This is a genomic window from Serratia rubidaea, from assembly GCF_016026735.1.
Lineage (GTDB): Bacteria > Pseudomonadota > Gammaproteobacteria > Enterobacterales > Enterobacteriaceae > Serratia_B > Serratia_B rubidaea.
Window position 1 is genome coordinate 2,654,096 of record NZ_CP065640.1, and the last position, 24,281, is coordinate 2,678,376.

22 protein-coding genes and 1 pseudogene are annotated in these 24,281 nt (G+C 58.5%); 13 read left to right on the forward strand and 10 right to left on the reverse strand.

Annotation, left to right across the window (positions count from 1 at the left end; all coding sequences use genetic code 11):
• The first annotated feature begins 22 nt into the window (after window positions 1-22).
• The 9 genes from I6G83_RS12350 to I6G83_RS12390 all read left to right on the forward strand — a co-directional run bounded on the left by I6G83_RS12350 (window position 23) and on the right by I6G83_RS12390 (window position 10,199).
• Window positions 23-352, forward strand: a complete 330-nt coding sequence (locus I6G83_RS12350; RefSeq protein ID WP_004940264.1) for a YbaB/EbfC family nucleoid-associated protein — start codon at window positions 23-25, stop codon at window positions 350-352.
• A complete protein-coding gene (gene recR, locus I6G83_RS12355; protein ID WP_015671237.1) occupies window positions 352-957 on the forward strand; it encodes a recombination mediator RecR in 606 nt (201 codons plus the stop codon). Before I6G83_RS12350 ends, recR begins: the two co-directional genes overlap by 1 nt.
• A 142-nt stretch (window positions 958-1,099) precedes the next feature.
• Complete coding sequence (gene htpG, locus I6G83_RS12360) at window positions 1,100-2,965, forward strand: molecular chaperone HtpG (protein ID WP_041411723.1); 1,866 nt, start codon at window positions 1,100-1,102, stop codon at window positions 2,963-2,965.
• 298 nt (window positions 2,966-3,263) lie between these two features.
• Complete coding sequence (adk, locus tag I6G83_RS12365; protein WP_015671239.1) at window positions 3,264-3,908, forward strand: adenylate kinase; 645 nt, start codon at window positions 3,264-3,266, stop codon at window positions 3,906-3,908.
• A 162-nt stretch (window positions 3,909-4,070) separates the two neighbouring features.
• On the forward strand, window positions 4,071-5,204 hold the full coding sequence (locus tag I6G83_RS12370) for a sugar diacid recognition domain-containing protein (protein WP_054305414.1): 1,134 nt from the start codon (window positions 4,071-4,073) through the stop codon (window positions 5,202-5,204).
• 119 nt (window positions 5,205-5,323) lie between these two features.
• On the forward strand, window positions 5,324-6,589 hold the full coding sequence (locus tag I6G83_RS12375) for a GntP family permease (RefSeq protein WP_054305413.1): 1,266 nt from the start codon (window positions 5,324-5,326) through the stop codon (window positions 6,587-6,589).
• Window positions 6,590-6,599: 10 nt separating this feature from the next.
• A complete protein-coding gene (locus I6G83_RS12380; protein ID WP_054305412.1) occupies window positions 6,600-7,748 on the forward strand; it encodes a glycerate kinase in 1,149 nt (382 codons plus the stop codon).
• Window positions 7,749-7,868: 120 nt separating this feature from the next.
• Window positions 7,869-8,831, forward strand: a complete 963-nt coding sequence (gene hemH / locus I6G83_RS12385; RefSeq protein WP_054305411.1) for a ferrochelatase — start codon at window positions 7,869-7,871, stop codon at window positions 8,829-8,831.
• A 63-nt stretch (window positions 8,832-8,894) separates the two neighbouring features.
• The gene (locus I6G83_RS12390; protein ID WP_054305410.1) at window positions 8,895-10,199 is read left to right on the forward strand and encodes an inosine/guanosine kinase; all 1,305 of its coding nucleotides are present in this window, start codon (window positions 8,895-8,897) and stop codon (window positions 10,197-10,199) included.
• Window positions 10,200-10,238: 39 nt separating this feature from the next.
• Here the strand turns inward: I6G83_RS12390 and ybaL are convergent, their stop codons facing one another.
• Window positions 10,239-11,930, reverse strand: coding sequence for a YbaL family putative K(+) efflux transporter (gene ybaL / locus I6G83_RS12395; RefSeq protein ID WP_054305409.1), 1,692 nt, complete (start codon window positions 11,928-11,930; stop codon window positions 10,239-10,241).
• Window positions 11,931-12,175: 245 nt separating this feature from the next.
• Window positions 12,176-13,396: an MFS transporter gene (locus tag I6G83_RS12400; RefSeq protein ID WP_015671246.1), complete on the reverse strand. Its 1,221-nt coding sequence runs from the start codon at window positions 13,394-13,396 to the stop codon at window positions 12,176-12,178.
• Between the two features lie 180 nt (window positions 13,397-13,576).
• Here I6G83_RS12400 and ushA point away from each other — a divergent pair, with 180 nt between their 5' ends.
• The gene (ushA, locus tag I6G83_RS12405; RefSeq protein ID WP_054305408.1) at window positions 13,577-15,229 is read left to right on the forward strand and encodes a bifunctional UDP-sugar hydrolase/5'-nucleotidase UshA; all 1,653 of its coding nucleotides are present in this window, start codon (window positions 13,577-13,579) and stop codon (window positions 15,227-15,229) included.
• Between the two features lie 51 nt (window positions 15,230-15,280).
• On the opposite strand, the gene ybaK is transcribed toward ushA, so the two are convergent.
• The 4 genes and pseudogenes from ybaK to I6G83_RS12425 form a co-directional block, all read right to left on the reverse strand.
• Window positions 15,281-15,760, reverse strand: a complete 480-nt coding sequence (ybaK, locus tag I6G83_RS12410) for a Cys-tRNA(Pro)/Cys-tRNA(Cys) deacylase YbaK (protein WP_015671248.1) — start codon at window positions 15,758-15,760, stop codon at window positions 15,281-15,283.
• Between the two features lie 212 nt (window positions 15,761-15,972).
• On the reverse strand, window positions 15,973-16,779 hold the full coding sequence (locus I6G83_RS12415) for a TraB/GumN family protein (RefSeq protein WP_054305407.1): 807 nt from the start codon (window positions 16,777-16,779) through the stop codon (window positions 15,973-15,975).
• A gap of 215 nt (window positions 16,780-16,994) precedes the next feature.
• Window positions 16,995-17,195 (reverse strand): annotated as a pseudogene (locus I6G83_RS12420) (cation transporter); the annotation flags it as partial.
• A gap of 379 nt (window positions 17,196-17,574) precedes the next feature.
• On the reverse strand, window positions 17,575-17,832 hold the full coding sequence (locus I6G83_RS12425) for a hypothetical protein (RefSeq protein WP_054305465.1): 258 nt from the start codon (window positions 17,830-17,832) through the stop codon (window positions 17,575-17,577).
• Between the two features lie 67 nt (window positions 17,833-17,899).
• Between I6G83_RS12425 and I6G83_RS12430 the strand changes: the two genes are divergently transcribed.
• Window positions 17,900-18,610 (forward strand): hypothetical protein, encoded by a 711-nt coding sequence (locus tag I6G83_RS12430; protein WP_061324788.1) that lies wholly within the window; start codon window positions 17,900-17,902, stop codon window positions 18,608-18,610.
• Between the two features lie 606 nt (window positions 18,611-19,216).
• Window positions 19,217-19,621, forward strand: coding sequence for a Cu(I)-responsive transcriptional regulator (gene cueR / locus I6G83_RS12435; protein WP_054305406.1), 405 nt, complete (start codon window positions 19,217-19,219; stop codon window positions 19,619-19,621).
• A 12-nt stretch (window positions 19,622-19,633) separates the two neighbouring features.
• Here cueR and I6G83_RS12440 read toward each other — a convergent pair whose 3' ends face one another.
• Both I6G83_RS12440 and I6G83_RS12445 read right to left on the reverse strand, forming a co-directional pair.
• Complete coding sequence (locus I6G83_RS12440; protein ID WP_054307722.1) at window positions 19,634-20,092, reverse strand: NfeD family protein; 459 nt, start codon at window positions 20,090-20,092, stop codon at window positions 19,634-19,636.
• The gene (locus I6G83_RS12445; protein WP_054307723.1) at window positions 20,092-21,000 is read right to left on the reverse strand and encodes an SPFH domain-containing protein; all 909 of its coding nucleotides are present in this window, start codon (window positions 20,998-21,000) and stop codon (window positions 20,092-20,094) included. The genes I6G83_RS12440 and I6G83_RS12445 overlap by 1 nt, the downstream gene beginning before the upstream one ends.
• A gap of 307 nt (window positions 21,001-21,307) precedes the next feature.
• Here I6G83_RS12445 and cfa point away from each other — a divergent pair, with 307 nt between their 5' ends.
• Window positions 21,308-22,459 carry a cyclopropane fatty acyl phospholipid synthase gene (gene cfa, locus I6G83_RS12450; RefSeq protein WP_054307724.1) on the forward strand — a complete coding sequence of 384 codons (1,152 nt, stop codon included), beginning with the start codon at window positions 21,308-21,310 and terminating at the stop codon, window positions 22,457-22,459.
• Between the two features lie 52 nt (window positions 22,460-22,511).
• Here cfa and I6G83_RS12455 read toward each other — a convergent pair whose 3' ends face one another.
• Window positions 22,512-23,366, reverse strand: coding sequence for a co-chaperone YbbN (locus tag I6G83_RS12455; RefSeq protein ID WP_015671255.1), 855 nt, complete (start codon window positions 23,364-23,366; stop codon window positions 22,512-22,514).
• Between the two features lie 76 nt (window positions 23,367-23,442).
• A complete protein-coding gene (locus I6G83_RS12460) occupies window positions 23,443-24,219 on the reverse strand; it encodes an SDR family oxidoreductase (RefSeq protein WP_054307725.1) in 777 nt (258 codons plus the stop codon).
• Window positions 24,220-24,281: the final 62 nt, after the last annotated feature.

Genomic DNA, 24,281 nt, shown 5'->3' on the forward strand with positions numbered 1-24,281 from the left:
GCCCATTGCACGAGAGACGACTATGTTTGGTAAAGGCGGTCTGGGCAACCTGATGAAGCAAGCCCAGCAAATGCAGGAAAAAATGCAGCAGATGCAGGAAGAAGTCGCCAAATTGGAAGTGACTGGCGAATCCGGCGCTGGCCTGGTGAAAGTGACGATTAACGGGGCGCACAACTGCCGTCGCGTGGAGATCGATCCTAGCCTGATGGAAGACGACAAAGAGATGCTGGAAGACTTGATCGCCGCCGCGTTCAATGACGCCGCGCGTCGTATCGAAGAAACGCAGAAAGAGAAAATGGCCTCGGTCTCCAGCGGCATGCAATTGCCGCCTGGCTTTAAGATGCCATTCTGATGCAAACCAGTCCGCTGCTGGAGTCATTGATGGAAGCGCTGCGCTGCCTGCCGGGCGTTGGCCCGAAGTCGGCGCAGCGTATGGCGTTCCAACTGCTGCAACGGGATCGCAGCGGCGGTATGCGTTTGGCGCAGGCGTTGACCCGCGCCATGTCGGAAATCGGCCACTGCGCCGATTGCCGCACCTTTACCGAGCAAGACGTCTGCACCATTTGCGCCAATCCGCGCCGTCAGCAAAACGGCCAGATTTGCGTGGTGGAGAGCCCGGCGGATATCCATGCCATTGAGCAGACCGGCCAGTTCGCCGGCCGCTACTTTGTGCTGATGGGGCATCTGTCGCCGCTGGACGGCATCGGCCCGGCCGATATCGGCCTCGACCGGCTGGAGCAGCGGCTTGAGCAGGAGGAGATCGCCGAGGTGATCCTGGCGACCAACCCGACGGTTGAAGGTGAAGCCACCGCCAACTACATCGCGGAAATGTGCGGCCAGTACGGCGTGCTGGCCAGCCGCATCGCCCACGGGGTGCCGGTTGGCGGCGAGCTGGAAATGGTCGACGGCACTACGCTGTCGCACTCGCTGGCCGGGCGTCACGCCATCAAATTCTGACGTTTGCCGTTCACGGGATGCCGCGCGCATCCCGTTTCAGGATAAAAACTTCCCTCCACCCGCTTGAAAAACCACGCACTTATCCCCATCTGATCCTCATCGTTCGTTTTGGTACCAATTGTCTTTGAGGTAATCGATGAGTATGAAAGGCCAAGAAACCCGCGGATTTCAGTCTGAAGTCAAACAGCTGCTGCATTTGATGATTCATTCGCTGTATTCCAACAAAGAAATTTTTCTGCGCGAGCTGATTTCCAACGCCTCCGACGCCGCGGATAAGCTGCGTTTCCGCGCGCTGTCCGCGCCGGAACTCTATGCGGGCGACGGCGACCTGCGCGTTCGACTGTCTTTCGACAAAGACAAGCGTACGCTGACCATCTCAGATAACGGCATCGGCATGAGCCGCGACGAGGTGATCGAAAACCTCGGCACCATCGCCAAATCCGGCACCAAGGCGTTTCTGGAGTCCATCGGCTCCGACCAGGCGAAAGACAGCCAGCTGATCGGTCAGTTCGGCGTGGGCTTCTACTCGGCGTTTATCGTCGCCGATAAAGTCACCGTACGCACCCGCGCTGCGGGCGCCGCCGCTGATGAAGGCGTGTTCTGGGAGTCGGTCGGCGAAGGCGACTACACCATTGCCGATATCAGCAAAGAAGATCGCGGCACCGAGATCACCCTGCACCTGCGCGAAGGTGAAGATGAATACCTGGACGCCTGGCGTCTGCGTTCGGTGATCGGCAAATACTCCGATCACATCGCGCTGCCGGTCGAGATTGAAACCAAAAACGAAGAAGACGACACCGTCACCTGGGAGAAGGTCAACAAGGCCCAGGCGCTGTGGACCCGCAGCAAGTCGGACGTGACCGACGACGAGTACAAAGAGTTCTATAAGCACATCGCCCATGACTTCAGCGACCCGCTGAGCTGGAGCCACAACCGGGTGGAAGGCAAGCAGGAGTATACCAGCCTGCTGTATATCCCGGCGCAGGCGCCGTGGGATATGTGGAACCGCGACCACAAGCACGGGCTGAAGCTGTACGTGCAGCGCGTGTTTATCATGGACGACGCCGAGCAGTTTATGCCGAACTACCTGCGCTTCGTGCGCGGTCTGATCGACTCCAACGATCTGCCGCTCAACGTCTCGCGTGAAATTCTGCAGGACAGCCGCGTGACCCAGAACCTGCGCAGCGCGCTGACCAAACGCGTGCTGCAGATGCTGGAAAAACTGGCCAAAGACGATGCCGAAGCCTACCAGAAGTTCTGGCAGCAGTTCGGTCTGGTGCTGAAAGAAGGCCCGGCGGAAGACGCCAACAACAAAGACGCCGTCGCCAAGCTGCTGCGTTTTGCCTCGACCCACGGCGACAGCTCGGCGCAGACCGTGTCGCTGGAAGAGTACATCAGCCGCATGGGCGAAGGGCAGGAGAAGATCTACTACATCACCGCCGACAGCTATGCCGCGGCCAACAGCAGCCCGCATCTGGAGCTGTTCCGCAAGAAAGGCATCGAAGTGCTGCTGCTGTCCGACCGTATCGACGAGTGGATGATGAGCTACCTGACCGAGTTCGACGGTAAGGTATTCCAGTCGGTCAGCAAGGCGGATGAGGCGCTGGAGAAGCTGGCGGATGAAACCGAAGAGCAGAAAGAAGCGGAAAAACAGCTGGAGCCGTTTATCGACCGCGTGAAAACGCTGCTGGGCGAGCGGGTGAAGGACGTGCGCCTGACGCACCGTCTGACCGATACGCCAGCGATCGTCACCACCGATGCGGATGAAATGAGCACCCAGATGGCGAAACTGTTCGCCGCTGCGGGCCAGCAGGCGCCGGAAGTGAAGTATATTTTCGAGCTGAATCCGGAACATGCGTTGGTGAAACGCGCATCCGACGTGGGCGATAACGAACAATTCGCCGAGTGGATCGATCTGCTGCTGGATCAGGCGCTGCTGGCCGAGCGCGGCACGCTGGAAGATCCGAACCTGTTTATCCGTCGGATGAACAAACTGCTGTCAGTATAATTCTGATTTATGCCTTAACGCTCCAGGGCCGCAGCGCATCGCGCTGCGGCCCTGTCTTTACGGCCTCCGGCAATCTGGCCAGCGCTTGACGCGTGGTTTGCCGACCAGCGTAAGCCGTTAATTTTTATGCCGTTGGCTGTTTATTGTGCGCAAGCGATTTCCCGCTGCGCCTTGAGCCGCCCCCCGCTAAAATGGTATGGTTGAGCGTTTTCGCAATTTTAATATAAAAACTTATACCCGATAGATTCCGGCCGCGGGCCAGGGATACAAGGGGATACATAGCAAGGGGATTTACGCAATGCGTATCATTCTGCTGGGCGCTCCGGGCGCTGGTAAAGGTACTCAGGCTCAATTCATCATGGAGAAATTTGGCATTCCGCAAATCTCCACCGGTGATATGTTGCGCGCAGCTGTGAAAGCTGGCACTGAACTGGGCAAGCAGGCGAAAGAAATTATGGATGCCGGCAAGCTGGTCACCGATGAGCTGGTTATCGCTCTGGTGAAAGAGCGCATCGCCCAGGAAGATTGCCGTAACGGCTTCCTGCTGGACGGTTTCCCACGCACCATCCCGCAGGCTGACGCAATGAAAGAAGCCGGCATCAAGGTGGATTACGTGCTGGAGTTCGACGTGCCGGACGAACTGATCGTCGATCGCATCGTTGGCCGCCGCGTGCACGCGCCGTCCGGCCGCGTGTATCACGTAAAATTCAATCCGCCGCAGGTGGAAGGTAAAGACGACGTGACCGGCGAAGCGCTGACCACGCGTAAAGACGACCAGGAAGAAACCGTGCGCAAACGTCTGGTGGAGTACCATCAGCTGACCGCGCCGCTGGTGTCTTACTACCGTAAAGAAGCCGACGCGGGTAATACCCAGTACCACAAAATCGATGGTACCCGTCAGGTTAACGAAGTCAGCGCCGAACTGGCGTCCATCCTGAGCTGATCGCGCTTCGTTGATAGATAACGCCGGCTGATGTCCGGCGTTTTTTTTTGCCTTTTTTTCTTATGAAATGTGATCCGCCTGGCTTTGTGCTCGGGCTGATGTTTAATTCCCCGCGGCGAATAACGTATAACAGCCCACACTTCAGTTTGCAGGAAGAAGCGCATGCTAAGACCGACCAATTTCTTGGAAGAATCCACCGCTCGCCAGATCGTCCAGCGCGCGATGGGCATTATTGCCTACTCGGTGAATGTGATGGACAACAACGGCGTCATTATCGCTTCCGGCGACGCCTCGCGCCTGTTCCAGCGCCACGAAGGCGCGGTGCTGGCGCTGACGGAGAACCGGGTGGTGGAGATTGACGTCGCCACCGCCGCCCATCTGAAAGGCGTGCAGCCGGGCATCAACCTGCCGTTCTGTTTTCGCAACCAGCGGGTGGGGGTGATCGGTATTTCCGGCGATCCGGCGCAGGTGCGCAACTATGCGGAGCTGGTCAAAATGGCGGCTGAGCTGATGGTCGAACAGGCGGCGCTGCTTGACCAGCATCAGTGGGAGAAACGCTACCGCGAAGAGCTGGCCAATCAGCTGCTGCAGGGGGCGGGAGACCGGGCGGCGCTGGAGGCGATGGCCGCTTACCTGGGGCTGGATCTGCTGCAGCCGCGCATCGTATGGATTATTGAGCTGCACGATCGCCAGCCGCACCTGCTGCGTGAACTGCTCAATGAGCTGGAGAGCAGCCAGCGCGACACGCTAATCGCCATGACCGGCCTTAACGAGCTGGTGCTGCTGCGTCCCGCCAGCTGGCTGCAGGGCGCCTGGAGCCAGAAGCTGGAGCGCAAACAGGCGCAGGCGCTGCAGGCCCGGCTGCAGCAGCGCTTCTCCGTGCGGCTGATCGTCGGCGGCTATTTTGCCGGCGAAGAGGGGGTGTTCCGCTCCGGGCTGACGGCCCGCGCCACGCAGGCGATGGCGCGGCGGCTGAAGCTGCGCCACAAGTCGCTGTTCTATGATGACTATCCGCTGCCGGCGCTGCTGTGCGACATGTGTGAGGACTGGCGCGCGCTGGAGCTGAGCAAACCCTGGCGCGTTCTGAGCGAGCAGGATGACAAAGGGGTGCTGCGCCACACCCTGAGGCAATATTTTTCGCGGAACTGTGATCAGACGCAGACTGCGCTGCAGCTGCATATTCACGTCAATACGCTGCGCTATCGCCTGCAGCGTATCGAAGCCATTACCGGTTTAAAAATCAACGCATTGACGACGACGCTGCAGCTCTATATCGGCATGCTGCTCAACGAGTGAATTGTGTAAACCCACAAGTCGCCGGCGTTTTGACCGCTGATTTTTTGTTGTTTCCTCTCAAGTTAACCGTCCCGGCGCGGCATATGTTGGCCTGACACCAACAACGGGGAATAACAACAATGACAACGGTATCCACTTTGGGCGCACTGGTGGCGTTAGTCGTCGCCATCGTCTTGATTCTACGCAAGGTTCCACCCGCATACGGCATGATTGCCGGCGCTCTGGCCGGCGGGCTGTGCGGCGGCGCCGATCTGGTCGAAACCGTCACGCTGATGATCGGCGGCGCGCAGGGCATCACCAATGCGGTGATGCGTATTCTGGCGGCCGGCGTACTGGCGGGCGTGCTGATCGAATCCGGGGCGGCGCACACCATTGCCGAAACCATCGTGCGTAAAGTCGGGGAAACCCGCGCGCTGCTGGCGCTGGCGGTGGCTACACTGATCCTGACGGCGGTCGGCGTATTTATCGATGTGGCGGTGATCACCGTAGCGCCGATCGCGCTGTCGATTGCACATAAGGCCGGGATCTCGCGGGTGGCGATCCTGCTGGCGATGATTGGCGGCGGTAAGGCCGGCAACGTGATGTCGCCGAACCCGAACACCATCGCCGCCGCGGATAACTTTCATCAGCCGCTGACCTCGGTGATGATGGCGGGCATCGTACCCGGCCTGTGCGGGCTGCTGGTGGCGTATCTGCTGGCCAAACGTCTGAGCAACCGCGGCAGCATGGTACTGGCGGAAGAATTGACGGCGCAGAACGAAGGCGCACGCCCCGGATTTTGGGCCGCCCTCAGCGCGCCATTGATCGCCATTGTGCTGCTGTCGCTGCGGCCGATCGCCGGCATTGCCATCGATCCGCTGATCGCCCTGCCGGTAGGCGGTCTGGCCGGCGCGCTGCTGATGGGGCGCATCCGCCAGTGCAATCAGTTTATGATGTCCGGCCTGAGCCGTATGGCGCCGGTGGCGATCATGCTGCTGGGTACGGGCACGCTGGCCGGCATTATCGCCAACTCGCAGCTGAAGGACGCATTGATTAACACGTTGACGCATACCGGGCTGCCGGCCTGGCTGCTGGCGCCGCTGTCGGGGGCGCTGATGTCGATGGCGACCGCTTCGACCACCGCCGGCACCGCCGTCGCCTCCGGCGTCTTCAGCAATACGCTGCTGGAGCTGGGAGTCAGCGGTCTGGCGGGCGCGGCCATGATTCATGCCGGCGCCACCGTGCTGGACCATCTGCCGCACGGCAGCTTTTTCCACGCCACCGGCGGCAGCGTCAATATGTCGGTGCATGAACGCCTGAAGCTGTTGCCGTATGAAACGCTGGTGGGCTTCACCATTGCGGCGGTTTCCGCGCTGATGTTTGGCGTATTTAATCTGGCAGGATAAGGAATTGACGATGAAAACGCTGAAGAAAGTGGTGATAGCGCCGGATTCATTCAAGGAGAGCCTGAGCGCGCTGGAGGTGGCGACGGCGATTGAGCGCGGATTCCGCCAGATTTATCCGGATGCCCGCTATGTGAAACTGCCGATGGCCGACGGCGGCGAAGGCACCGTTGACGCGATGGTGGCCGCGACGGACGGGCAAATCGTCAACGTTGCCGTCACCGGGCCGCTGGGCCAGCCGGTAGAGGCGTTTTACGGGTTGCTAGGCGACGGTAAAACGGCGGTGATCGAGATGGCGGCGGCGTCGGGCCTGCATCTGGCGGCCGGTGAGCGTCGCGATCCGCGCATAACCACCAGTTTCGGCACCGGGGAGCTGATTCTGGCGGCGCTCGACCGCGGCGTCAGCGCGATTATTTTAGGCATCGGCGGCAGCGCCACCAACGACGGCGGCGCGGGCATGATGCAGGCGCTGGGGGTTAAGCTGCTGGATCGGCAGGGGCAGCCGCTGCCGCCCGGCGGCGCGGCGCTGGCGGATCTGGCGCGGCTTGAGCTTGACGCGCTGGATGCGCGTCTGCGTCGGGTGACGATCACCGTCGCCTGCGATGTGGATAACCCGCTGTGCGGCGCACAGGGCGCCTCGGCGGTGTTTGGCCCGCAGAAGGGGGCAACGCCGCAGATGGTGGAACAGTTGGATCGGGCGCTGCGCCACTATGGCGAACTGCTGGAGCGGGTAACCGGCCGCGCGGTGATTAACGCGCCCGGCGCCGGCGCGGCGGGCGGCATGGGCGCCGCGCTGCTGGGCATGCTGAACGCCGAGCTGCGGCCGGGGGTTGAGATCGTGGTGGAAACGCTGCGGCTGGAGGCGGCGCTGCAGGATGCCGACCTGGTGATCACCGGCGAAGGGCGGCTCGACAGCCAGTCGATCCACGGTAAAACGCCGATCGGCGTTGCGCGCGTCGCCAAGCGCCATCAGCGCCCGGTGATTGCCATTGCCGGCAGCCTGACGCGCGACTATCAGGTGGTGCATCAACACGGCATCGACGCGGCGTTCTCGGTGTTGGATCGGGTGGTGACGCTGGAGGAGGCGCTGACGGACGCGGCGCGCAACCTCGAAGTCACGGCGCGCAACGTCGCCGCGGTGTGGCAACTGGCCGAACGGTAATGCCTGTTGCTGATATCGGTTTCGGCCATCGGCTTTTCCGTTACAATACGGCCTTATTTATTCAAGGCCGCAGCGCATCGGCGAGACAGGCCGAGCGTAACGGCAATGAGAGGCGCTGAAATGACGCAAGAAAAACATGGGGTGTTGCTGGTCAATTTAGGCACGCCGGAAGCCCCGACGTCCGCGGCGGTAAAACGCTACCTGAAAGAGTTCCTCAGCGACCCGCGCGTCGTGGATACCTCGCCGCTGATTTGGAAGCCGATTCTCAACGGCGCGATCCTGCCGATCCGGTCGCCGCGCGTCGCCAAGCTGTATCAGTCGATCTGGATGGAAGAAGGCTCGCCGCTGCTGGTGTACAGCCGCCGGCAGCAGCGGGCGCTGGCCGCCAGCATGCCGTCGGTGCCGGTGGAGCTGGGCATGAGCTACGGCGCGCCGAGCCTGAACGACGCCATCGACAAGCTGCTGGCGCAGGGGGTCACGCAGTTGGTGGTGCTGCCGTTGTACCCGCAATACTCCTGCTCCACCAGCGCCGCGGTCTGGGACGGCGTAGCGCGCGTGCTGCGCGGCTACCGCCGGCTGCCGTCGATCCGTTTTATCAGCGACTATGCCGAACATCCGGCCTATATCGCCGCGCTGCAGCAGAGCGTTGAGCGCGCTTTCGCCGAACATGGCCAACCGGACCGTCTGGTGTTGTCGTTCCACGGCATTCCCAAGCGCTACGCACAGACCGGGGATGACTATCCGCAGCGCTGCGAAGACACCCGCCGCGCGCTGGCTGCGACGCTGCCGCTGCCGGCGGAGCGCGTTATGCTGACCTACCAGTCGCGCTTCGGCCGCGAGCCTTGGCTGACGCCGTATACCGATGAAACGCTGAAATCACTGCCGGCGCAGGGCGTGAAGCATATTCAGTTAATCTGTCCCGGCTTCTCGGCGGATTGTCTGGAAACGCTGGAAGAGATTAAAGAGCAGAACCGGGAAATCTTCCTGCAGGCCGGCGGGGAAAAATTTGAGTACATCTCCGCACTTAATGACGATCCGGCCCATATCGAGATGATGCGCCAGCTGGTGACGCAGTCGTTCTGATCTGCAATCAGGCGGGAATGTGTTAACATTTCCCGTCTGTTAACTGCCACAACCGCCAATCACATGAAATTTCCTGGTAAACGTAAATCCAAACACTATTTTCCGGTGAGCGCCCGCGATCCGCTGCTGCTGCAGGCTCAGCCGGAGCATGACGTCAGCACCTCTTATATCGTCGGTATCGACCAGACGCTGGTGGATATTGAAGCCAAAGTGGATGACGCGTTTGTCCAGCGCTACGGCCTGAGTCTGGGGCATTCGCTGGTGATTGAAGATGACGTGGCGGAAGCGCTGTATCAGGAATTAAGCGACAACAACCTGATTACTCATCAGTTTGCCGGCGGCACCATCGGCAACACCCTGCATAACTACTCGGTACTGGCGGACGACCGCTCGGTGCTGCTGGGCGTGATGTGCAGCAACGTCAAGATTGGCAGTTACGCCTACCGCTATCTGTGCAACACCTCCAGCCGTACCGACCTCAACTATCTGCAGGGCGTGGACGGCGCGATCGGCCGCTGCTTTACGCTGATTAGTGAAAGCGGCGAGCGCACCTTTGCCATCAGCCCCGGCCAGATGAACCAGCTGACCCCGGAGAGCATCCCGGAAGCAGTGATTGCCGGCGCCTCGGCGCTGGTGCTGACCTCCTATCTGGTGCGTTGCAAACCGGGCGAACCGATGCCGGCGGCGACCATGCAGGCGATTGAGTACGCCAAAAAGTATGACGTGCCGGTGGTGCTGACGCTCGGCACCAAGTATGTGATTGCCGACGATCCGCAGTGGTGGCGCGATTTCCTGCGCGATAACGTTTCAATTTTGGCGATGAACGAGGACGAAGCGCAGGAGCTGACCGGCCTGAGCGATCCGCTGACCGCGTCGGATATGGCGCTGGAGTGGGTGGATCTGGTGCTGTGCACCGCCGGGCCGCACGGCCTGTATATGGCCGGTTACACCGAAGAGGCCAACAAGCGCGAGACGCAGCATCCGCTGCTGCCGGGCCATATCGCCGAATTCAACCGCTATGAGTTCAGTCGCGCCATGCGCCGCGAGAGCTGCGAAAACCCGTTCCGCGTCTATTCGCATATTGCCCCGTATATGGGCGGCCCGGAAAAGATCATGAATACCAACGGCGCCGGCGACGGCGCGCTGTCGGCCCTGCTGCATGATATCGCGGCCAACGGTTATCACCGCAATAATGTGCCGAACTCCAGCAAGCACGTGCGCAGCTATCTGACCTACTCCTCGCTTGCGCAGGTGTGTAAATACGCTAACCGCGTCAGCTATCAGGTGCTGAACCAGCATTCGCCGCGCCTGACGCGCGGTTTGCCGGAGCGGGAAGACAGCCTGGAAGAGGCGTACTGGGAACGCTGAGGCTGACCTTGCGGGCCGGCGATGCCGGCCCGTGCAGGCTTAGATCGGGCAGGCGCCGGCTTTTTCTTCCTCGCTGATCCGATCAAGCTGCAGGATATTCAGCATGCTGTTGGCGATTTCCCGCTCTCCCATCACCACCTGATCGGCGCCGCGTTCGGTGATATAGGTCACCTCATCGTCATAGTGCGCGCGGGCGATAATTTCGATCGTCGGCCGTTTACTGCGCGCCGAGGCGACAATCTCACCGGCTTCATAACCGTTCGGAATGGTCAGCAGCAGCCAGCGTGCGCAGTCCAGCCGCGCCAGCTCCATGATTTCCCCGTTGGCCGCGTTGCCCAGCACGGTTTTAATTCCCTGTTCGCGCAGCGCTTCGACCCGCGGCCGGGAGTTTTCTATGACAACCATCGGAATACCGGCCTCGCGCAGCTTGCTGCCCAGCAGACTGCCGACGCGGCCATAGCCGACCACCAGCGCGTGGTTGCACATATCCACCGGGATCTGTTTCTCTTCCTCCACCGCTTCTTCCAGCGTCTGCTCCTCGATGGTTTCCGTTTTGCTCAGGTAGCGCTCCAGCAGGGTAAACAGCAGCGGATTGAGCATGATCGACAGTATTGCGCCGGCCAGCACCAGATTGCGGCCGTGCTCCGACATCATGCCGAGCGCGATGCCCAGCCCGGCGAGGATAAAGGCAAATTCGCCAATCTGCGCCAGGCTGGCGGAAATGGTCAGTGCGGTGCGCTTGGAGTGGCCGAACATTCTGACCAGCAGGAACGCGGCGACGGATTTGCCGAAGACGATGATCGCCAGCGTCGCCAGCACCGCCAGCGGTTCGTTAATCAGGATCAGCGGGTCGAACAGCATACCGACCGAGACAAAGAACAGCACGGCGAAGGCGTCGCGCAGCGGCAGGGTATCGTGGGCGGCGCGGTGGCTAAGCTCTGATTCGTTCAGCACCATACCGGCGAAGAAGGCGCCGAGCGCGAACGACACGTCGAACAGCTTTACCGCGCCGTAGGCGATGCCCAACGCCAATGCTAGAACGGCCAGGGTAAACAGCTCGCGCGAGCCGGTGCTGGCGGTTTTCGCCAGGATCCACGGCACCAGCCGGCGGCCGACGATAATCATCAGCGCGATAAAGGCGATTACCTTGCCGATGGTCAGCGTCAGCTCGCTCAACAGCTGCGCGGTGCTGGCACCGTTATTGCCCATCATATTGCCGAAGGCCGGCAGCAGCACCAGCGTCAGCACCATCGCCAGATCTTCGACAATCAGCCAGCCGATGGCGATTTGCCCGCGCTGGCTGTCGATCAGCTGGCGCTCTTCCAGCGCGCGCAGCAGCACCACGGTGCTGGCGGTCGACAGGCACAGGCCGAACACCAGGCCGGAGACCAGATCCCAGCCCAGCAGGCGCGACAGCCCGATCCCCAGCAGGGTGGCGACGGCAATCTGCGCTACGGCGCCGGGAATGGCGATGGATTTAACCGCGAGGAGATCTTTCAGGGAGAAGTGGAGGCCAACGCCGAACATCAACAGGATAACGCCAATTTCCGCCAGCTCCGGCGCCAGGGAGATATCGGCGACAAACCCGGGAGTAAACGGGCCGGCGAGCACGCCTGCGGCAAGGTATCCCACCAGCGGGGAGATGCGCAGGCGGTTCGCCAGCATACCGAGGAGGAAGGCGAGTACCAGGCCTCCGACAATGGTGGTGATGAGCGGCGTTGAATGATGCATCCAGGCTCCTTCTTGATGGGTGATAGGCGTTACAGTAGGCGGCGTTTTTTTACGTATTGATACATTTAGTTTATTGCATTTAATCAATCATAGTTTGGCTAAATTTGTCATTGTTATAAAAAAGCACGCAATTTTGCCGGAAAGGGAATGAACAGGGGATTTTAGGGGGAATTGATGACTTAACCAGCTTGGAATATGAGGAAATCCCGGCTGAACGATCGCTTTCAGCCGGGAAAAGGAGGGCTTTAGCCGTCCTTACCGTCCATATTCGGCAGTAAGGCGGTGATAATGCCGATTAACGGCAGGAAAGCACAGATTTTGTAAACCAGCTCGATGCTGGTCAAGTCGGCGACATAGCCAAGTACCGCCGCGCCTAACCCGCCCATGCCGAAAGCAAAACCGAAGAATAACCCGGATACCATGCCTACTTTGCCGGGGATCAGCTCTTGCGCGTAAACCAGAATGGCGGAGAAGGCGGAGGCGAGAATCAGGCCGATAATCACCGTCAAAACGCCGGTCCAGGCCAGGGATACATAGGGTAAAGCCAGGGTAAACGGCGCTGCGCCCAGTATTGAGGCCCAAATAACATATTTACGGCCAAACCTGTCGCCGAGAGGCCCGCCGATAATGGTGCCGGCGGCGACGGCGAACAGGAAGGCAAACAGATGAATTTGCGCGTTTTGCACCGAAACACCGAACTTATGTATCAGATAAAAGGTGTAATAGCTGCTGATACTGGTGAGATAGAAGTATTTGGAAAAAATCAGCACCAGCAGAATGGTCAGAGAAAACGCCACGGTGCGTTTGGGCAGCGGTTTGATGGCGGACGCCGTTTTTGGCCGGTTTTGCGCCGCGCGATGCTGTTGCTGATACCACTTGCTGACCTGTAGCAGCACCACAATGGCCAGCAGCGCCGCCAGCGTAAACCAGGCGATATTGCCTTTACCGTACGGGGCGATAATCAGCGCCGCCAGCAGCGGGCCGAGCGAACTGCCGAAGTTGCCGCCGACCTGAAACAGCGACTGCGCCAGACCGTGGCGGCCGCCGGAGGCCATGCGCGCCACCCGCGATGATTCCGGGTGGAACACCGAGGAGCCGGTGCCCACCAGCGCGGCGGCCAGCAGCACCAGCGGGAAGGTGTTGGCCACCGACAGCAGCAGCAGGCCGGACAGGGTAAAGCCCATGCCGATCGGCAGCGAGTAAGGCTGCGGGTATTTATCGGTGTAGTAGCCGATCAGCGGCTGCAGCAGAGAGGCGGTCAGTTGATAGGTCAGCGTGATCATCCCGATCTGCACGAAGCTGAGATTAAAGTCGGCCTGTAGGATCGGGTAGATCGCCAGTATCAGCGACTGGATCATATCGTTGAGCAGGTGTGAAACGCTGATGGCGCCGAGAATCGAGAAGGCGGTGCCTTTTACCGCGCTGTTTCCGGCCGGCGGCGCTGCGGTATCGCTACGATCGGTCATATTATTATTAGCCTGGTAAGTAACAGAGAGAGGTTCCTATCTTAGGCGGGTTGCTTATTTTTTACCATATGCGACATAATTTGATGCATATCCCAATTATTTGAAATCGTAAGCGATTAATTCACGTTACAATTCCATCGCTATCACTACTTGCCTATTAAGATTATCTGGAGAGTCGCCATGCGTTTTTCGTTAACAGCCAGCGCCAGAGCGCTGCTGATTTCCCTGAGCCTGCTGCCGGGATTGGCCAGCGCCTGGGAGAAGGATAAGACTTACGACATTACTATCCTGCATACCAACGATCATCATGGTCATTTCTGGCAGAACGACCACGGCGAGTACGGCCTTGGCGCGCAAAAAACGCTGGTGGACGGCATTCGTCAGGAAGTGGCGGCCAACGGAGGCAGCCTGCTGCTGCTGTCGGGCGGCGATATCAATACCGGCGTGCCGGAGTCCGACCTGCAGGATGCCGAACCGGATTTCCGCGGTATGAACCTGATCGGCTATGACGCCATGGCCGTCGGCAACCACGAGTTCGATAACCCGCTCAGCGTGCTGCGTCAGCAGGAGAAGTGGGCGACCTTCCCGCTGCTGTCCGCCAATATTTATCAGAAAAGCACCGGACAGCGGCTATTTAAGCCTTACGCGCTGTTTGACCGGCAGGGCATCAAGATTGCGGTGATCGGCCTGACGACCGACGATACCGCCAAAATCGGCAACCCGGAGTATTTCACCGATATTGAATTCCGCGTGCCGGCGCAGGAAGCCAGGCAGGTGGTGGAACAGCTGCGCCATGATGAGCGGCCGGACGTGGTGATCGCCGCCACCCATATGGGGCATTACGATAACGGCAATCACGGCTCCAACGCGCCGGGGGATGTGGAGATGGCGCGCAGCCTGCCGGCCGGCTATCTCGATCTGATCGTCGGCGGTCATTCGCAGGATCCGGTGTGCATGGCGAGCGATAACCACAAGCAGGTGGACTATGTGCCGGGCACGCCTTGTGCGCCGGACCGGCAAAACGGCACCTGGATCGTACAGGCGCACGAGTGGGGCAAATATGTCGGGCGGGCGGATTTCCAGTTCCGTAACGGCAAGCTGACGCTGAAGCACTACCAGCTGATCCCGGTCAACCTGAAGAAAAAGGTGGAGAAGGCCGACGGCAGCAGCGAGCGCGTTTACTACACCCGGCAGATTGCGGAAGATCCGGCGATGATGAAACTGCTGACGCCGTTCCAGGATAAGGGCCGGGCGCAGCTGGAGGTGAAAATCGGCAGCGTCAACGGCAAGCTGGAAGGGGACCGCAGCAAGGTTCGCTTTATGCAGACCAATCTGGCGCGCGTGCTGCTGGCGGCGCAGATGGAGCGCGCCAACGCCGACTTTGCCGTGATGAGCGGCGGCGGCGTCCGCGACTCGATCGAAGCCGGCGATATTACCTACAAAAGCGTGCTCAAGGTGCAGCCGTTCGGCAATACGCTGGTGTACGTCGATATGACGGGGCGTGAGGTCGAGAAGTATCTGGCGGTGGTGGCCAATATGAAGCCGGACTCCGGAGCTTACGCGCAGTTCGCCAACGTCAGCCTGGTGGCGGACGGCAGCGGCGTGAGCGCGGTGAAGATTAACGGTCAGCCGCTGCAGGCGGATAAAACCTACCGTATGGCGACGCTGAACTTCAACGCGCTGGGCGGCGACGGCTATCCGAAGGTGGACGGCCTGCCGAGCTACGTCAATACCGGTTTTATCGACGCCGAAGTGCTGAAGCAGTATATCGAGAAGCACTCGCCGCTGGATGCGGCGGCGTTCGAACCGAAAGGTGAGATCGTCTATCGGTAATGCAGTGCGGGCGGGCACGAGGGTGCGTCGCCCGCTGAGGTTGGCGTCGCGTTAATCTCGTTTGGCGATATCGGCGAAGGTGCCGGCCAGCAGGCGGCATAGGTCGCTGGCCGCCAGTTCAATATCCAGCCCGCGTTTGCCGCCGGAAACGAAAATGGTGGCGAACTGCTGCGCCGGGCTGTCGATCACCGTCGGCAGCCGTTTCTTTTGCCCCAGCGGGCTGATGCCGCCCACCAGATAGCCGGTGACGCGCTGCGCCAGCTGCGGGTCGGCCATATCCGCTTTTTTCGCCCCCAGCGCCTTGGCGACCTTTTTCAGATCCAGCTGTGTGGCGACCGGCGTGACCGCCACCGCCAGCTTTTTGGCGTCGCCGTTCAGCGCCACCAGCAGCGTTTTGTATACCTGGTCGGCGTTCAGCCCCAGTTTTTTTACCGCCTCATCGCCGAAATTGGTTTCATCGCTGTCGTGATGGTAGGGATGGAGCGTAAAAGCGACCTTGTTTTTTTCAAGCAGTACCACTGCGGGTGTCATAATCGGTGTCCTTAAACCGTGATAGCCAGCGTGGGCAACTGTACTCCGCATTGCGGCATGCCGGCAATGGTATGCAGGCTAAGTAAAGTCGGTTGCCAAGTTGTTATACAGGTTGCTACCCTGTCTACCGCAGCCGCCAAGCGGCGGCATGCGTATAACGAGAATATGAGAAATTCCTCTTTGACTGGCCAATAGCGATATTGGCCATTTTTTTATGGCGTTTTTTGCAGCATTTCCGGCAGGTTGTCTTCGCCGTACAGGTGCAGCGCACCGACGGCCACCACGTAATTACCGGGCGGCAGCGCCTGTAACTGGTGTTGCCACTGCAGATTACGCTGATGCATCAGCACGTCATACAGCCCGGCGCTGAAGGTGGCGGGCAGGGTTTCCAGCGCGATGCTGGGCTGGCTGTCCAGCCACCAGCCGATCATGGTTTGCAGCAGCCGGGCGTTGGTGTGCCAGTGCGTCAGCGTATCGCGCAGCAGCGCCATACCGCCTTCGGGCAGCTGCAGCAGCATGTTGAGCTGTGCATCGGCGCCTTCCAGCTCAATCACCTTTTTCTGCTGGCTGCGGGCGGCGTCCAGCAGCTGGTGGTCGATGCCATATTCCGCGCGCAGCCCCAGCCGCTGCGCCTGACGCGCCTGCATGGTCAGCGCGATCTGCCAGCCGGGCAGCGTGTCGAACTGCGTAATATCGGCGCCCAGCTCCTGACACAGCGTCTGTAAACGCTGCTGCTCCTGGTCGCTCAGGCGTTCAGCCAGCGACGGCTGCTCTGGCGTCTCGCCGAACGGCGATGCTGAACCGGTGATATCGGCCTCGACGATCAGCGCGTCAGCCTGCTTCAGACGGCTGAGCAGCCTGGCGGGCAGCGGCGCCATATTGGCCGTTCCCATATGGATGCTGCCGACCAGATGCAGCTGCCGATCGCCCGGCAGCGTAATATCGATGCCCGGGTAGGCATAGGCGACCGGCGACAATAAGCCAAGAAAGGTGGCCAGACGGCGTAACAGTTGACCCATACGGCATAGCTCCTGATTATCCCTGCAGATTCCAACATTACTTGAAAGCTAATGGGTAAAATGTGTGATCCATGCTAAACGCTGCGCACCGCGCGGGAAAGCCCGACGGACGATGGAATTATCTCAAAGGGAAACGACGAGGAGGCGGGGCGGCGGGAGTGCCGCCGTCGGGTGAGTTGCCGGTGGGGTGACCGGCAACGGTATGATGTGCCTTACCCGGCCAGTTGGGCGTGGTAGCCGGCCTGTTCCACGGCGCCGATCAGCGCCTGCGGCGCGGCATCGCCGGTGATGGTTGCCTGCTCAAGGGTGACATCGGCGGCGGTAACGCCGGGAACGGCTTCCAGAGCTTTACGCGTATGCCCGACGCAGTGTGAGCAAGTGAGGCCCTGCAGCGTAAGTACGGTAGTGTGCGACATGGTTTGTCTCCTTCGTGTGAGCGTCATTGATTAAGGCTTGACCGCCTAATCGCTTTTCATTAAGAATAAGGTTAAACCTTACCGCTAGGGGAAGGTCAAGATTTTACTTTTCTGATGAAAAATGATTTTACAATCAACGCCCAGATGGGGATTTCGTTGTGTTAAAAGTGTTTATATAACAATGATAAGGCCCCACTTGGTAGGGCTTTCCCCTTTTACCACTTACATCGCCCGATGGTAAGTCTGGGTAGAAGTCCCGATCGCTGCTGCTATTAGTCAAGCCAAACAACACAATAAATACGTGGTTTCAACACAACCTGCTCAATACAGGCGGCGATTTGACGTTCTGCGAATTTGACTACTTCAGCAGGCGATAGCGTCATTCTTTCTCAGTTTGTGATAGCGTTCGATAAACTTTTTTTACAACAGAAATGGTGATGGCGGCTAAGATAATGGACAAGAAACCCAAGAAAAAAAGCAATGAAAGCAATGGGTTAATCACCCCTCCCAAGCTTGTGAAATCACTAATTCTGGCTAGCTGCTCAGATGTTAATGTTCGAAGGATAACCTCCGGTACTATTAGGAAGAAAATAATAACAACTGAAATGTATATCAGTGTCTTTTTTGTTTTTCCCATCTTTTTCTTGCCCCTGTTGGCGAACATGATCAAAAATTGAGTAAATGATACAACAGGGAGCTCAGTTATGTCACAAACCTACTTAAAATTGAAGATGCAGGCCAATAAACGGTTAGCTATCGCGTTAACAAATTCATTAAGTGACATTCATGCAAATTATATTACCACCATTGAAAAAGTAAAGCTTGGTGGGCAACGGCTTACTAATTATGGTTCATGCCTTATCCCTAATGAGTATTATCGTAGCTCCTGTCGTGACACGTGGAGAGAGGATAAAAGACTAGTTCTTGCTTTAGGTGAAATTTATGAAAGAAACGATGTTGCTCTAGATATGGTTGAGATTTACTTTCGAAAAACGTTAACAAAGCTTGGAGACCAAAAAAGTAATAATTTGGTATTCCGGATCCAAAAATTGTTAGGTAAAGCAGCAGAACATGCTTCTGTTAAAGCCAGTAAGCTAGCATTATCATTGACACTAGCAAACTTAGTACTCGGTAGTGCGGATTTTAAAAATAGCCATGTGAAACTTGTTAATTCTTTCTCATCATGGTTTGTAAATGGTGCAACACTCTATGCAAAGGCGCAGATAGCAGCATCATCCGCTAATAAACTCAAGTATCAAGATGCCTCATACTACCAAGCGCTATGCAAAGAAAACCTTGAAATGCTTTACTTTTTGATTGAGCCTCAAATGTCAAAAATAATATATCAAATAAACTCTGGTGATAATAATGAAGAGAAAATAGCTGACGCTTTATATGAGATTCTACGGAAATGAAACGCGCTATTTTATGGCTGATGCAGTCGTTTTTTTATTTGGTTCCCGCTATTGTTATCATGTTGGGAGTCTATGTATTTATAAAATTCACTCCCGATTACGCAGCGGCTCTTAGCTTATCTTGGGTCATATTGGTTTCTTTTGTTTACATTAAATATAATAAATGGTACTGATGTTTATCAATAACCACCTGCCACTGAAGCCAGTTGGATGATGATGTCATTGATATGTCGTCAAGTTAGTGCGTAATACATGTTGAGTCGATAGTGGTGGGTTCGGCCTGTTGTGACTTGCATGCTTTACAGAGAAAATGCTTTATACCGCTCAAAATACCCGCCAAGCGACACCGGCATTGGTAATAAGTCGGTACTTACTGATTGATGCAAAGAGGTCAGATATCTGTGGTATCCTCATGGCAAGTAAAACGGCCCCTTTGATATTATGGGGTTAACATTTTTCCCGGTTTTAGTCGCGCGTCCATTTTCGTTATCCGCTGAAAAATATTGCAGAGGTAGGCTAAGTTTGTAAACTGCAGTGTAGGCGCTGTATGTTACGGTACTGCGCTGTACTAGAGCCTTACCGCTAGGGGAAGGTCAAGGGGGAACGATGAATATCAGCGATGTGGCGAAAAAAACCGGTTTAACCAGCAAGGCGATTCGCTTCTATGAAGAGAAAGGTCTGGTTACCGCGCCAATCCGCACCGGCAATGGTTATCGCAGCTACAACCCTAAACATATTGAAGAGCTGACCTTGCTGCGCCAGGCGCGGCAGGTGGGCTTTAATCTGGACGAGTGCCGCGAGCTGGTGGCGCTGTTCAACAACCCGGCGCGGCACAGCGCCGATGTGAAGGCGCGCACCCTGCACAAGGTGACGGAGATTGAAAAGCATATTCAGGCGCTGCAGGAGATGCGCCAGCGTCTGTTGACGCTGGCGGAGCAGTGTCCCGGCGATGACGGCGCCGACTGCCCGATTATTAATAATCTGGCCGGCTGCTGCCATACGCCGAATTAAACAGCCGCGCCGTTATCCGCGGATAACGGCGCGGATCACCAGCGTTGTGCCTTCTACGGCGATCACTTCCACTTCGGCGCCTGCCGGTAAGTCCTGCGTAGCGCGGGCGCGCCAGCTGCCGTCACCGATATTAATGCGTCCCACGCCGTTATGCAGCGGTTCGGCCAGTGTGGCGCGGGTGCCGATCAGCTGACGGTTGCGCTGGTTCAGCTGAGCGCCGTCGTTGGCGGAGGCGCGGGCGCGCAGCCAGTACCACCACAGGTAGGCGACCACGATGACCAGAATGGCAAACAGCACCCCCTGCCATTCCCAGCCGATGCCGGGAAACAGCCAGACCAGCGTGCCGACGATCGCTGCCGCCACGCCGCTCCACAGCAGATAACCGCCGGTGCCGAGCATTTCGGCAATTAAGAGCAGACCGCCGAGCGACAGCCAGATCCAGTGCGGGTTTTCCGTTATCAGCGCCAGCATTACGCCTTACCTTTGCCGTCTTTCAGCAACTCGGTAATGCCGCCGATGGAGCCGAGCAGGCTGCTGGCGTCGAGCGGCATCATCACCACTTTGCTGTTATCGGCAGCGCCGATGCTTTGCAGCGCATCGGTATATTTTTGCGCGACGAAGTAGTTCACTGCCTGAATGTTGCCGTTGGCGATGGCGTCAGAGACCAGCTGCGTCGCCCGGGCTTCCGCTTCGGCCGCACGTTCACGCGCCTCGGCCTGCAGGAACGCCGACTGCCGTTCGCCTTCCGCATTCAGAATCTGCGACTGTTTTTCCCCTTCGGCGCGCAGAATTGCCGCCTGTCGCACCCCTTCGGCCTCCAGAATATCGGCGCGCTTGGTGCGTTCCGCCTTCATCTGGGCGTTCATGGAGGCGATCAGCTCGGCCGGCGGACGCACGTCGCGGATTTCGATACGGGTGATCTTCACGCCCCACGGGTTGGTGGCCTCATCGACGATCTGCAGCAGGCGGCTGTTGATGTTATCGCGCTGCGACAGCATCTCGTCCAGCTCCATCGCCCCCAGCACGGTGCGGAAGTTGGTCATGGTCAGGTTGATGATCGCCAGCTCCAGGTTGCTGACCTCATAGGCGGCGCGCGCCGGGTCGATCACCTGAATAAAACAGACCGCGTCAATGGCGACGTTGGCATTATCACGGGAGATGACTTCCTGTGACGGAATGTCGATCACCTGTTCCATCATATTAATTTTACGGCCGATGCGATCGACAAACGGCACCACCAGGTTCAGACCCGGCATCAGTGTTTTGGTATAGCGGCCGAAGCGCTCCACCGTCCACTGGTAACCCTGCGGCACGATTTTGGCGCCGGCAAACACGGTGACCAACGCCAGAACAATTACGATCAGAATAAAAGCGAACATTGCATAACCTCCTGTTTTACAGATGTAAGCGGATATTACGCCACTTTGTCGAGGAAAGCCTGTTTTCTCTGCCCTGGGGGCCGATATTATTCGGTATATCTGCCGTGCAGAACGGCGGAGCGGGGAAGTCCGCCGTATCCCCGGAGCAGGTCACTATGCCAATCAGGCATATTGTTAATGATTTTAATTCATTTCAACCCGTTTCCCACCTTGGTTAACCTGCATCAACGCGCTTTTTCCTTTCAAAATTTTGTCATTTCAATTTGCGACTATGCTTGTTGAAACGTCTTCTGCATTGAGGATTGTTATGGATTCGGCTGGTATTAACACACTGTCCCGTAGAAAAGATCGCTGGTACGCCATCGTTGAAGAGATGTTGGCGGAAGCCGGCATTACGATTAACGGCAACCAGGCGTTTGATATTCAGGTGAATAACCCGCAGCTGTTTAAACGGGTGCTGCAGGAAGGATCGCTGGGCTTTGGCGAAAGCTATATGGACGGCTGGTGGGAGTGCGAGCGTCTGGATATGCTGTTTAGCCGCCTGCTGCGAGCCGGCGTTGACGAACGGCTGCCGAAAAACATCGCGGATATTGCGCGTATCGCCTACGCCCGGCTGTTTAACCGCCAGTCGCGCAAGCGCGCCTGGCAGGTGGGTAAAGAGCATTACGATATCGGCAACGATCTGTTCAGCCGCATGCTCGATCCCTATATGCAATACTCCTGCGGCTACTGGAAACAGGCGACAACGCTGGCGCAGGCGCAGCAGGATAAACTGCAGATGATCTGCGAAAAGCTGCAGCTAAAGCCGGGGATGACGCTGCTGGATATCGGCTGCGGCTGGGGCGGGCTGGCGCAGTATGCGGCGCAACATTACGGCGTGAAGGTGTTTGGCGTGACGATTTCCGCCGAGCAGCAGAAAATGGCGCAGCAGCGCTGTGCCGGGCTGGACGTCGAGATCCTGCTGCAGGATTACCGCGATCTGCACCAGCAGTTTGACCGCATTGTGTCCGTCGGCATGTTCGAACACGTCGGGCCGAAGAATTACGATACCTACTTCAGCGTCGCGGCGCGCAACCTGCGTCCGGACGGCCTGTTCCTGCTGCACACCATCGGTTCCAATCAGACCGACCTGAACGTGGACGCCTGGATTGATAAATATATTTTCCCCAACGGCTGTCTGCCGTCGGTCAAACATATTGCCGACGCCAGCGAAGGGCGCTTTGTGATGGAGGACTGGCACAATATCGGTGCGGACTACGATCGCACGCTGATGGCCTGGCTGGATAATTTTAAACGCGCGTGGCCCGAGCTGGCCGCTGACTACTCGGAACGCTTCGAGCGGATGTTTACCTATTACCTGAATGCCTGCGCCGGCGCGTTTCGCTCGCGCAATATTCAACTGTGGCAGGTATTGTTCAGTCCGAAAGGGGTGGAGGGCGGCGTGCGGGTGTATCGCTGAGCGTGTGAAATGGTGAACCATCGGGGCGTGGCGGCCCCGATGGCGACGAGGATCAGTACAGCAGGGAGTACAGCTGGCGGCGGTATTTGCCGGCCAGCGCGTCGCCGGTGCCCAGCGCGGCGAGAATATCCATCAGGGTTTTGCGCGCGCTGCCGTTGGCGGCGGCCAGGTCCTGTTTCAAATGTCCCATCAGCAGTTCCAGCGCCTCTTCATTACGGCCGACCTGATGCAGCTGCAATGCCAGCTGGGTCGCCAGCTCGGCGTTGGCCGGGTCTTGCTCAACCTGCTGCTGCAGCTGCTGGATCTCCGGCGTGTCGGCGGCCTGTTTCAACAGCTCGATCTGCGCCACCAGCCCCTGGTAGCGGGTATCGCGGTCCTGCAGCGGAATGGTGGCCAGCACCGCTTCGGCTTCATCAACGCGGTTCAGCGTCAGCTGGGTTTCCGCCAGCAGCAGGCCGATGTCGCTGCGTTGGTTGCTGGTCTGCCAGGCCTCTTTCAGCAGCGGCAGCGCGTCGATCGCCTTGCCGTCCTGCAGCAGTTCACCGGCCTGCGCCAGCTTCAGGTCTTCTTCTTTCGGCAGAACGCGCTGCAGCAGTTCGCGAATCGCTTCTTCCGGCTGCGGCCCCTGGAAGCCGTCCACCGGTTGGCCGTCTTTGAACAGATAGACGGTCGGGATCGAGCGCAGTCCGAACTGCGCGGCGATCGCCTGCTGAGCGTCGCAGTCGACTTTCGCCAGCACGAACTGGCCGGCGTATTCCGCCGCCAGTTTGTCCAGCACCGGCGTCAGCTGCAGGCAGTGTTGGCTGCGTTCGGACCAGAAGTAAAACAGCACCGGAACGGACATTGACTGTTCCAGCGTCTGATGCAGGTTGGTTTCGTTAATCTCAATAACTGTCGGCGTTAGCATTATTTTCTCTCTGATCTGCGAAGCATATAGGGCTACGTGGGGGCAGGGAACGCATCCTTCAACCCCGTTAACGTAATTAACCGTTGCCGCGCAGCAGCCAGTCCAGCGCCCGGCCGGGCAGAATGCGGCGCAGTACGCTCAGCGCATGGGCCAGCAGGGTGACCGGATAGCGCAGTTTGGCTTTTGGGCTTTCCAGCGCATGGCGCAGCTTGGGCAGCACCGCCTCCGGCGGCAGCGTCAGGCGTTTGGCGATGCCGGGGTTATGCACCGGTTGATCGCTGCGGGTCTGGTTGACGTTCTGGGTGAACTGGGTGGTCAGCGGGCCGGGTTCGATCAGGCTGACCTGAATGCCGCTGCCGTGCAGTTCCATACGCAGGGCGTCGGACCAGGCCTCCAGCGCGAATTTACTGGCGGCGTAGGCGCCGCGTCCGGCGCTGGCGACCAGCCCCATCACTGAGCTGGTCTGAATAATGCGCCCCTCGCCGTGCGGCAGCATGGCCGGCAGCAGCAGCTGCGTCAGCTGGTGGGTGCCGAACAGGTTGGTGGAAAACTGCTGTTCCAGCTGCTGGCGGGAGATGCCGCTGAGCGGGCCGTAAACGCCGTAGCCGCCGTTATTAAACAGGCCGTACAGGCGGCCGCCGGTCATCTCGATCACCTGCGCCGCCGCGCGCTCGACGCTGGCGCTGTCGTCCAGATCCAACTGGATGCTTTCGAAGCCGAACTGCTGCATATGGTCGACGTCCTGCGCCTTGCGACAGGCGGCCAGAACGCGATAGCCGCGGCTGCGTAAGTCCTGCGCCGCGATCAGGCCGATCCCGCTGGAGCAGCCGGTAATGAGTACCGCTTTTTGCATAACTTTACCTACTCTTCATCCCTAATTTGATTATACCCGTCATACTAGCCGCTGCGGGGTGG

What these genes read in the sequence shown, in the direction of transcription:
- adk (WP_015671239.1), top strand. Translation starts at nt 3,264, where the DNA reads ATGCGTATCATTCTGCTGGGCGCTCCGGGCGCTGGTAAAGGTACTCAG.
- cfa (WP_054307724.1), top strand. Translation starts at nt 21,308, where the DNA reads ATGGATTCGGCTGGTATTAACACACTGTCCCGTAGAAAAGATCGCTGG.
- I6G83_RS12375 (WP_054305413.1), top strand. Translation starts at nt 5,324, where the DNA reads ATGACAACGGTATCCACTTTGGGCGCACTGGTGGCGTTAGTCGTCGCC.
- I6G83_RS12380 (WP_054305412.1), top strand. Translation starts at nt 6,600, where the DNA reads ATGAAAACGCTGAAGAAAGTGGTGATAGCGCCGGATTCATTCAAGGAG.
- I6G83_RS12460 (WP_054307725.1), bottom strand. Translation starts at nt 24,219, where the DNA reads ATGCAAAAAGCGGTACTCATTACCGGCTGCTCCAGCGGGATCGGCCTG.
- recR (WP_015671237.1), top strand. Translation starts at nt 352, where the DNA reads ATGCAAACCAGTCCGCTGCTGGAGTCATTGATGGAAGCGCTGCGCTGC.
- cueR (WP_054305406.1), top strand. Translation starts at nt 19,217, where the DNA reads ATGAATATCAGCGATGTGGCGAAAAAAACCGGTTTAACCAGCAAGGCG.
- hemH (WP_054305411.1), top strand. Translation starts at nt 7,869, where the DNA reads ATGACGCAAGAAAAACATGGGGTGTTGCTGGTCAATTTAGGCACGCCG.
- I6G83_RS12400 (WP_015671246.1), bottom strand. Translation starts at nt 13,396, where the DNA reads ATGACCGATCGTAGCGATACCGCAGCGCCGCCGGCCGGAAACAGCGCG.
- I6G83_RS12440 (WP_054307722.1), bottom strand. Translation starts at nt 20,092, where the DNA reads ATGCTGGCGCTGATAACGGAAAACCCGCACTGGATCTGGCTGTCGCTC.
- ushA (WP_054305408.1), top strand. Translation starts at nt 13,577, where the DNA reads ATGCGTTTTTCGTTAACAGCCAGCGCCAGAGCGCTGCTGATTTCCCTG.
- I6G83_RS12390 (WP_054305410.1), top strand. Translation starts at nt 8,895, where the DNA reads ATGAAATTTCCTGGTAAACGTAAATCCAAACACTATTTTCCGGTGAGC.
- ybaL (WP_054305409.1), bottom strand. Translation starts at nt 11,930, where the DNA reads ATGCATCATTCAACGCCGCTCATCACCACCATTGTCGGAGGCCTGGTA.
- I6G83_RS12430 (WP_061324788.1), top strand. Translation starts at nt 17,900, where the DNA reads ATGTCACAAACCTACTTAAAATTGAAGATGCAGGCCAATAAACGGTTA.
- I6G83_RS12370 (WP_054305414.1), top strand. Translation starts at nt 4,071, where the DNA reads ATGCTAAGACCGACCAATTTCTTGGAAGAATCCACCGCTCGCCAGATC.
- I6G83_RS12350 (WP_004940264.1), top strand. Translation starts at nt 23, where the DNA reads ATGTTTGGTAAAGGCGGTCTGGGCAACCTGATGAAGCAAGCCCAGCAA.
- htpG (WP_041411723.1), top strand. Translation starts at nt 1,100, where the DNA reads ATGAAAGGCCAAGAAACCCGCGGATTTCAGTCTGAAGTCAAACAGCTG.
- ybaK (WP_015671248.1), bottom strand. Translation starts at nt 15,760, where the DNA reads ATGACACCCGCAGTGGTACTGCTTGAAAAAAACAAGGTCGCTTTTACG.
- I6G83_RS12415 (WP_054305407.1), bottom strand. Translation starts at nt 16,779, where the DNA reads ATGGGTCAACTGTTACGCCGTCTGGCCACCTTTCTTGGCTTATTGTCG.
- I6G83_RS12445 (WP_054307723.1), bottom strand. Translation starts at nt 21,000, where the DNA reads ATGTTCGCTTTTATTCTGATCGTAATTGTTCTGGCGTTGGTCACCGTG.
- I6G83_RS12425 (WP_054305465.1), bottom strand. Translation starts at nt 17,832, where the DNA reads ATGGGAAAAACAAAAAAGACACTGATATACATTTCAGTTGTTATTATT.
- I6G83_RS12455 (WP_015671255.1), bottom strand. Translation starts at nt 23,366, where the DNA reads ATGCTAACGCCGACAGTTATTGAGATTAACGAAACCAACCTGCATCAG.